At 59.7% G+C, this 8,113-nt stretch carries 9 protein-coding genes and 1 pseudogene; 2 read left to right on the plus strand and 8 right to left on the minus strand.

Features of this window, described 5'->3' with window-relative positions; all coding sequences use genetic code 11:
- Positions 1–86: 86 nt before the first annotated feature.
- The 3 genes from NW805_RS05395 to NW805_RS05405 all read right to left on the minus strand — a co-directional run bounded on the left by NW805_RS05395 (position 87) and on the right by NW805_RS05405 (position 2,513).
- A complete protein-coding gene (locus NW805_RS05395) occupies positions 87–875 on the minus strand; it encodes an ABC transporter permease (RefSeq protein ID WP_414421889.1) in 789 nt (262 codons plus the stop codon).
- The gene (gene cobA, locus NW805_RS05400; RefSeq protein WP_011432673.1) at positions 872–1,654 is read right to left on the minus strand and encodes a uroporphyrinogen-III C-methyltransferase; all 783 of its coding nucleotides are present in this window, start codon (positions 1,652–1,654) and stop codon (positions 872–874) included. Before cobA ends, NW805_RS05395 begins: the two co-directional genes overlap by 4 nt.
- A gap of 64 nt (positions 1,655–1,718) precedes the next feature.
- Positions 1,719–2,513, minus strand: coding sequence for a sirohydrochlorin chelatase (locus tag NW805_RS05405; RefSeq protein WP_414421890.1), 795 nt, complete (start codon positions 2,511–2,513; stop codon positions 1,719–1,721).
- A gap of 142 nt (positions 2,514–2,655) precedes the next feature.
- Between NW805_RS05405 and NW805_RS05410 the strand changes: the two genes are divergently transcribed.
- The gene (locus tag NW805_RS05410; RefSeq protein ID WP_414400684.1) at positions 2,656–3,609 is read left to right on the plus strand and encodes an asparaginase; all 954 of its coding nucleotides are present in this window, start codon (positions 2,656–2,658) and stop codon (positions 3,607–3,609) included.
- A 4-nt stretch (positions 3,610–3,613) separates the two neighbouring features.
- Here the strand turns inward: NW805_RS05410 and NW805_RS05415 are convergent, their stop codons facing one another.
- From NW805_RS05415 to NW805_RS05435, 5 genes are all read right to left on the minus strand, one after another.
- Positions 3,614–4,300: a DUF3318 domain-containing protein gene (locus NW805_RS05415; protein ID WP_414329157.1), complete on the minus strand. Its 687-nt coding sequence runs from the start codon at positions 4,298–4,300 to the stop codon at positions 3,614–3,616.
- Positions 4,301–4,624: 324 nt separating this feature from the next.
- The gene (locus NW805_RS05420; protein ID WP_414421891.1) at positions 4,625–5,383 is read right to left on the minus strand and encodes a hypothetical protein; all 759 of its coding nucleotides are present in this window, start codon (positions 5,381–5,383) and stop codon (positions 4,625–4,627) included.
- A gap of 66 nt (positions 5,384–5,449) precedes the next feature.
- Positions 5,450–5,989, minus strand: a complete 540-nt coding sequence (gene purE / locus NW805_RS05425; RefSeq protein ID WP_414384463.1) for a 5-(carboxyamino)imidazole ribonucleotide mutase — start codon at positions 5,987–5,989, stop codon at positions 5,450–5,452.
- Positions 5,959–7,071 (minus strand): L-threonylcarbamoyladenylate synthase, encoded by a 1,113-nt coding sequence (locus NW805_RS05430; RefSeq protein ID WP_414384462.1) that lies wholly within the window; start codon positions 7,069–7,071, stop codon positions 5,959–5,961. Before NW805_RS05430 ends, purE begins: the two co-directional genes overlap by 31 nt.
- Before the next feature lie 24 nt (positions 7,072–7,095).
- A complete protein-coding gene (locus tag NW805_RS05435) occupies positions 7,096–7,533 on the minus strand; it encodes a YihY/virulence factor BrkB family protein (RefSeq protein WP_414421892.1) in 438 nt (145 codons plus the stop codon).
- Positions 7,534–7,586: 53 nt separating this feature from the next.
- Here NW805_RS05435 and NW805_RS05440 point away from each other — a divergent pair.
- Positions 7,587–8,113: pseudogene (locus NW805_RS05440) on the plus strand (IS5-like element ISSoc13 family transposase); the annotation flags it as partial.

Below are 8,113 nucleotides of genomic sequence, written 5' to 3' on the forward strand. Positions count from 1 at the left end.
TGTACTTCATCAAAGCGCATTCCTCCCGGCACTGACCCTACGGGTACAGTGCGGGGCTCCTGCGATTTCTAGCTGAACCTGGCCCTCTAAGCTCCCATTCCCGAGTACTGTTGCAAGCCTTTGCGCCACAACCAGCGGTTAGCTAGCCAGAGCAGGCCCGTCCAGGCCAGGCCCATGCCAAAGCCGCGCAGAATATCCACCGGGATCCCTGCCCAGAGGCTGGCGGGAAAATGCACCAGGTAGGGGAAGGGTGTCCAGGCCAAGACCTGGCGCACGGGTGGTGGGAACACCTCCAGAGGAGCGATCACCCCCGAGAAAAACAAGTACACCAAAAAATGGAATTGCTCCAAGGCCGTCACCCGTTCCACCCAAAAGGCCAGCAGCGCCAGGGTGTACTGCATGAGAAAGCGCAGGGCAAAAGCCAGGAGAATGGCCAGGGATCCCAGCCCCGCCTGGGCCCAAGAGGGGATCCAAAAGGCAGGGGGGTAGAGGACGAAGAAAAGGGCGATTAAAACCAGGGTAAAGGGGAGACGGGCCAAGCGCTCCATCAGGTGGCTGGCCACATGGTGCCAAGCGGGATCCAGAGGCTGCAACAGGCGAGGAGATAATTTGCCTTCGACCACCTCTCGCTCAAAGTCCCAGATGACCCAGACGATGGTGAACTGGCGCACCAGGAACACCGCCAGAAAGTAGCGGATGAACTCCAGAGCAGACAGCGAGAAGTCTCCTGAGCGGGCTGCCTCGCTCCACACCCCCATCATGATCAGGGGCAGGGATCCGGCCAACACCCACAGGATCAGCTCGGCCCGGTACTCCAGCATGTAGGCGTAGTAGGCGGAGAAGAGGGCACCCAACTTGCGAAAGAAGGCGTTCATGGAGATTCCGGTTGCGCAAGCGCTGCGGAGCAATACGAGACTGGCGGACGCAAAGTGGGCAACAAGCTGGCCAGGCTGACCACCGCTCCCACCACAACAATTGAAGGCGGTGCTACGGGCGAGGGCTGCCCAGCCAGAGTCTGCAGGCGGAGCAGATGAATCTCTTGCTCAGGGGTGGTGCCCCAGCGGATCAGGGCAACCGGGGTATCGGGAGCTTTCCCTCCGGCCAACAATTCGGCGGCAATGTGGCTGAGGTTGTGCATGCCCATGTAGATCACCAGCGTTTCCACCGCCCCGGCCAAAGCCCGCCAATTGACCTGAGGGCGGTATTTCCCTGCCGCCTCGTGTCCGGTTACAAAAGCAACCGAAGAGCTGAGGTCGCGATGGGTGAGAGGGATCCCGGCATAGGCGCTGGCGGCAATCCCCGCCGTAATGCCCGGCACCACCTCCACCGGGATCCCGGCCTGCACCAGAGCCAACATCTCCTCTCCCCCCCGCCCAAAGATGAAGGGATCCCCCCCTTTGAGCCGCACCACCACGGCTGCCGTCCGAGCTTTCTCCATCAGCAAGGCTGTGATCTGCTCCTGGGGCAAGGTGTGGGCGCCGCAGTGTTTGCCAGCATAGATCCGTTCTGCCGTCGGCGGGATCAGCTCCAGGATGGAGGATCCCACCAGAGCATCGTAGATGACCACATCCGCGTGGGCGAGCAGCGCCTTTCCCTTCACCGTCAGCAGCCCTGGATCCCCAGGCCCTGCCCCCACCAAATACACTTTGCCCATCTCAAGTCCTGGTCGCGTCATTGCTGTTGGAAATATCCATTTTGAGGGAACGGGAAAGATTCGGCTATTCCAGCGCCGGGCTAAAAGCCTGGAGTGTCTCCACAATGGCCTGCATCAGTTGAGGATCCCGCCAGAGGGGCGGCTCCACCTGGATTTGGAGCAGAGGCCATTCCCGCTGTAATCGCTGAGCCTGTTCTTGTAGGGCGCGCAGCAGACCGCCTGGAAAGAGAAAAAACGGCAGCACCCGCAGGTGGTATTGGCTGAGGCGTAAGCAATGGATCACAGCCGCCTCCAAAGTGGGGGACTGGGCAGCAAAAGCCACATGCAAGGGGATCTCGGGCAAGCGCCGTTGCACAGTTTGGATCCCTGCTTGGAGCTGAGCGGCAAACCCCGGCAGACGGCTGCCATGGCCAAGCACAATCCAGGCATCTGCCCGTTCGCCGGATTGCCTGAGCGTTGCAGAGCAAGAGGGCTGTGGAGCCAGAATGCGAGCCACCAACAGATCCAGGAGGGCCGGGTGCTGGCCAATGGGGGGTGTTAACCGGATGGGCAGGCGCGGCCAGCGAGCTTGAACCTGCTTCACCGCAGCCGGTAAATCCTCTTCCACATGGGATCCCTCGCCCATAAACAGCGACAGCAGCACCACTTGATCGGGAGATCGGCCTGCGCCCAGCCAAGCTGCCAGCCGTCCTTGAATCTGTTCGGCCAGGGTGAGAGGCTGACCTTCCAACTGGGCCAGCTCCACCGGCTGGGGAGCCAGCTGCTGCTGCACCCGGGCCAACAAATCTGCCAAAGCCTGCTGATAATCGGGATCCCGGCTGCCGTGACAGACCAAAAACACCAGGGGATTGGAGGACATGGCAGAGATCAGGGATCCGAGCGGAAGGGTTCCATTTTGCTACTTTAGGGGATCCCGCCAACTTCTCGCGTAGGATCTGCGCGTATGATTTGAAGAGTACACACCCTCTTTCCCAGCTTCGTCAGCCCTTTCCCAGGTTTTCATGTCATTTGAGAATCGTTCCACCGCCCCTGAACTCTTAATCCATGTCTTGCGGGAGGGGTTGACCGAATCTATCCATCATTGCCAAGCTGTCGTGGCCGATAGCCGCGGGCGTTCTCTGGCCATGGCCGGCAACAGCACCACCCCTGTTTTTGCCCGTTCTGCCCTCAAACCTTTCCAAGCACTGGCCATGCTCTCCACCGGCATCCGCGAGCGCTACCGCCTCAGCGAGAAAGATATTGCCATCATGTGCGGATCCCATCAGGGCACCACGGCTCATGCGCGGCAGGTGTTCAGTATACTGTGGCGGGCCGATCTGTCTCCCGATTTGCTGGTCTGCCCCACCCCACCCGGCAAGCCCAGCCCCCTGTGCCACAACTGCTCCGGCAAACATGCTGGCATGCTCGTGGCCAGCCGCGCCCAAAACTGGACCTTGTCAGACTACGCCCAGCGGCAGCATCCGGTGCAAGCCCTGGTGCGGGCCAAGCTGGCGGATTTGCTGCAAATGCCCTCGGAAGAGTTTTTGTTTGCGCGGGATGACTGTGGGGTGCCCACCTACCAACTGCAACTGAATCACCTGGCCTCCCTATTCGCCCAACTGACTGCTGGCGAGCGGCCCGACTTGGAATCGGTAGCACGGGCCATGACCCATCACCCGGAGATGGTGGCTGGACAGGGGTGTTTCGACACGGAGTTGATGCGGGCTACTCAAGGGGATCTGGTGAGCAAATCGGGTGCTGAAGGGATCCAGTGCATTGGCCGGGTGGGGGAAGGCATGGGCCTGGCCATCAAGGTCCAGGATGGAGCCGCCCGGGCCAAGTATGCCCTGGCTTTGCACCTGCTGCAGCGCATGGGCTGGATCCAGCCTGCCGCCGCCGAGATGCTGGGGGAGCGCTTCCTTCGCGTCGGCCCCTACACCCGCCTCGAGGTAGAAGGGGAGCTGCGCATGCCTTGAAGACTCAGCGCTGGAAGGGGTTTTGGTAAGGATTGGGGCCGGGGTTGGAGCTCTGGCCTTTGTTGCGGTACTTAGGATTGATGGTCAAGGTGCCGGATCCCAAACCCCGCTGCGCCAAGAACTCCAGGTTGCGGCGGCGCATGGTGGTGTCGTAGTCGTTCTTGACGCGATCTTCGAGGATGGCCACCTGCTGCAGCGCGCTCAGCAAGATAGCAGCAGCTTGCTCGGAGGTGTAGCCATTCTGGGAGGCATAGCGCACGGCAAACTCGTCGGCTGCTACCTGGGCCTTCTGGCCCTTCTCCGCTTTGCGCAACAGAAACACCGCTGACGCGGCCAAGCCTGCTGCTAAGCCAACGCCGAGGTTATCTCCCATCTGCAGCTCTACCAAAATGCCCATGCTGCCGGCCCCGATCAAGGCGGGATACAGCAACAACGCCGACCAGTTATCCCCCAAAGCCAGCTCTGTGGCCATCACCGCTTCTCGCAAGAAGTAGATCTTCTGCTGGTCAGGGCTCAGCTTCTGCCAACGGCTGAGGTCAATGGCAAAGCGAGAGTACTTTTGCCAGGGGAAGCGCCACAACGGCTGCACAACCCGAGACTGGTCAGGGGTGCCGATCTCGATCTGCACTTCAGGGCGGATCTCCACTGGGAGAAACTGGATCAGGCGGTCAAAGTCGGAAATGGTATACATGCTGGCACAGTGCGGCTAAGGGAGCGGCTGGAGAGGATTACCCATAGTAAAAGATTCTAGCCTTCCTTGCAGGCCAGCTCCAAGCAAGCTTTTTGCAATAGGGCTGGCGGCAGAGGGACAAGCCTGAGCCTAGATGGAAAGGGGGTATGCCGCGTAACATACTCCCGACCCTGTAGCTAGCTTCCCGCAGGGTTGCTACGCATACAGCGCGGGGCTTCTCGGCGGTTTAGCTAAACCTGAGGTGAGCAGTCTATTTGGCGGATTGCCCAAGGGACTGAATTTATCATCCCAGTCAAACCCTTGAGGACCAAGACAGCCGTTATCTTAGTTTGAAGAGGGATCCCTGTTGGGGTGTTTGAGATTGGTCAAATCGTTGAGGCGGCGCAGGATCCCCCATCCCTGTAGGGCCTCCAGCAGGGCTTCCCGCACAACCGCTACCGTCTCTTGGTCGAGGGCCAACCGCAGATAATCCACCGCCAGCCGGGTTTGCTCGGGATCCAGGTGGGACATTAAGCTCTGCAAGCGGCGAACGCCCGCCAGCCGTCGGAAGGGATCGGGAGAAGCAATGTCGCTGAGGTCGCGCTCCAATTGAGACCGTTGCCGCTCTTGTCGGCCCCTGAGCCACTCCCCAAACAGCAGCGACAACAAGGCTAGAGTGGCCAATCCCTGTAGAATGGCGCCGGTGGCCAGCCAGCGTTGGGTGGATTCTGCCCAGATGGAGATGAGGGTGTAGGTGCCCAAGGTGGCGGCTGCTCCCGAACCAATTGCCAGCAAAAGCCAGCGATCCGCCTGCCGAAACCAAGCTTGCCACTCCTGCCAGCGGCGGTTGAACTCAGGGCTGCGCACCCCCTGTAGCCCCAACATCACCAAGGTGCCCACCCCCAGAGAGAGCGCCAGCCGCCCATTCCAGAAGGCCAGCCCTGCCAACGCCAAGGCCGACAGAGCCAAAACCCGCCACTGCGGCCCCGATAGGATCCACAGAGCAACTTGGGATCCCGTCTCCACTGCTCCACGCCCCACCCGCTGCAGATATTCTGGCCAGGATCCCTGGCCGGAAGAAGGGCGACCCGATTGATGCTTCACCGATGGCAACTCCCAAAACTCTGTCGCACCTGACCCTTTGCAAGCGGCAAGATAGATCAACACTCCTTAAATTATGCTCTTATGCTTTATAGAGTCGAGGTAGGCTTTCCACCCTTGGGTTTGCAACTGGTCGTTTTTCTCCTGCACCGCCTGTTTTAGGCTTTCCCGATAGGCGATCACCCGCCGGAGCAGATCGGGATCCCCACTGGCTAGGATCTGCACCGCCAACAGACCCGCGTTGTAGCCGTTGCCAATGGCCACCGTGGCCACCGGGATCCCTTTGGGCATTTGCACAATTGAGTACAGGGAGTCGATCCCCTGCAGGGATGGGCTGAGCACCGGCACCCCGATCACCGGCAGGGGGGTGAGAGAGGCCACCATCCCCGGCAAATGGGCTGCTCCCCCTGCCCCGGCAATGATGACGCGGATCCCTTGGGTATGGGCGCAGCGGGCAAACTCTACCATCGCCTCGGGAGTGCGATGGGCGCTGAGGATCTGCAATTGGTAAGGGATCCCAAACTCCTCACACACCTGGGCGGCAGGTGCAAGGGTGGGCAAATCGGAATCGCTGCCCATTACGATGGCAACGAGGGGGGAGAGTTCCATAGGCTGCTGGCCCGGCGTAGCCGATCCATCATCGCATAGCCCAGCCCCGTCGAGATGGGTGGGGGCTCTGCCAGCAGGAGCGTAGCATCTCCCTCATCCAGTCGGCGCAGGCTGGCAAAGAGGGCGCGGGCGGCTGCCTTGGGATCCGAACCCAAACACTCCAAACTGAAAGTGATCCCCGGCCAATGGCGGGAGAGGGTGTTCAGCAGAGCCTGCGGATCCGTGGCAAAGCTGAGGATGCCCAGGTGGGAATGACCGGTTGTCAGGTGCTGCACCTGTTGCCAATCGCCGGGCTGAAGCTGGGCAAAAGGGGTGGGCAAAAGCCGGAGGGGCTTACTGGGGGCATAGTGGCTGCTCAGTCGTCCCGGCGCTTCTGGCGGGCCCGTTGTGCCATCCTTGGGGGCCTGTTCTGGGGGCAACCGGATGGGCAACCCCAGGTGGGCCTCTAGGGCTTCCAGTGGGATCCCTCCTGGGCGCAGCAGCGTTGGGATCCCTTCGGGGCTGAGCTTTAGCACGGTGGACTCCAGGCCTACAGCACACTCTCCCCCATCCAAGATGTAAGGGATCCGCCCTCCCAACTCTGCATAGACGGCCTGGGCTGAGGTGGGGCTGATGCGGCCAAAGCGATTGGCACTGGGGGCAGCCAGAGGGGTTTGCACCGCCTGCAACAAAGCTTGAGCCACCGGGTGAGCAGGCACCCGCAGGGCAACAGTAGGCAACCCGCTGCTCACCAGATCCGGCACGGTGGGACACTTGGGCAGCACCAAGGTTAGGGGCCCCGGCCAGAAGGTGTCGATCAGGGATCCCAGCAGAGCACGGGCGGTGGGAGTAAAAGCCGACACATCCACCAGCCACCCCTGCAGCTGCTCTAGGGTCACCCCAGCCGGCAGATGCAGGATCAGGGGATCGAAGCGGGGGCGCTCCTTGGCGGCAAAAATGTTTGCCACTGCCTGCTCATCCAAGCCATTGCCCGCCAGGCCGTAAACCGTCTCCGTGGGGATGGCCACCAACTGGCCCTGCAGCAAGGCCGCAGCCGCTACGGCAATGTGCTCAGGAGTGGGCGAAAGAATTTCCGTCTGCATCCATAACTCGGATTTGGGGTGGGGCTAGGGATCCCGTTCTGCAATCCATTTTCGCGCCTGGTAGAGGGCGATGTTGATTTGATCCCCAAACAGCAGCGCCAAGGAAGTGAGCCAAACCCAGAGCAGCAGCACAATAACTGCCCCCACCGCCCCGTAGACTTGGTTGAACTGCCCAAAGTGCTCCACGTAAATCCGCAGCCCCCAAGACACCCCAACCCACAGTAGGCTGGCCACGATGGCTCCCGGCCAAATCGGGATTTGGGGTCGGCGCAAGCTGGGGCCAAATCGATACAGCACCCAGCAGGAGAAGACGACCAGCCCCAGCGAAATCGGCCAGGTGAGGATCCCCCACAAGTTCAGCCCCAGCTCTCGCAAGGGATCCAACTGAGTCGGCCCGCCAACTTCCTGCGCTAAGAATCCCGCTTTCCTGTACAAGAAGCGCAAAAAGCTGGCACTGAACAAGGTCGTGTTGATCTTATGTTAGGATAGAGAGAATAATTTATAGAGGAAAGAGGATGAAGTTGGTTTTTTTAGATGAAAACAAATGGCAGAAGATATTAGCTTTTTTACAGACAGAAGAGAGAGTTAACATTGGGAAAGAAGCAAACTGCAAACAGTTTATTGAAGCAGTTCTTTGGATAGCCCGTTCCGGTGCTCCTTGGCGCTACCTCCCAGAAGGATATGGCAAATGGTACACCATCTATCAAAGATTCCACCGGTGGAGTCGTTTTGGAGTGTGGGAACGGATGTTCAAGTATTTTATTGACGACCCTGATTTAGAGCATCTCATTATTGATTCAACCATGGTTCGAGCGCACTCCTGTGCTGCCGGAAAAAAGGGGAGCAAGCTTTGGGGAGAAGCCGAGGCGGATACAGCACCAAGATTCATGTGAGTGTAGATGGGTTGGGAAATCCGCTGGAATTGAGAATAACTGGCGGAGAAAAGAGCGATATTACTCAAGGGGAAAAATTGATAGAGGGCTGGCAGAGAAAGGATACCAAAGTAATTGGGGATAAAGGATATGATGCGGATAAGTTGATT

This window comes from Synechococcus sp. W60.1 (genome assembly GCF_047461575.1).
Lineage (GTDB): Bacteria > Cyanobacteriota > Cyanobacteriia > Thermostichales > Thermostichaceae > Thermostichus.

Bases quoted from the DNA above. Each gene is read 5' to 3' on its own strand.
- NW805_RS05395 (WP_414421889.1), bottom strand. From the start codon at position 875: ATGAACGCCTTCTTTCGCAAGTTGGGTGCCCTCTTCTCCGCCTACTAC.
- cobA (WP_011432673.1), bottom strand. From the start codon at position 1,654: ATGGGCAAAGTGTATTTGGTGGGGGCAGGGCCTGGGGATCCAGGGCTG.
- NW805_RS05405 (WP_414421890.1), bottom strand. From the start codon at position 2,513: ATGTCCTCCAATCCCCTGGTGTTTTTGGTCTGTCACGGCAGCCGGGAT.
- NW805_RS05410 (WP_414400684.1), top strand. From the start codon at position 2,656: ATGTCATTTGAGAATCGTTCCACCGCCCCTGAACTCTTAATCCATGTC.
- NW805_RS05415 (WP_414329157.1), bottom strand. From the start codon at position 4,300: ATGTATACCATTTCCGACTTTGACCGCCTGATCCAGTTTCTCCCAGTG.
- purE (WP_414384463.1), bottom strand. From the start codon at position 5,989: ATGGAACTCTCCCCCCTCGTTGCCATCGTAATGGGCAGCGATTCCGAT.
- NW805_RS05430 (WP_414384462.1), bottom strand. From the start codon at position 7,071: ATGCAGACGGAAATTCTTTCGCCCACTCCTGAGCACATTGCCGTAGCG.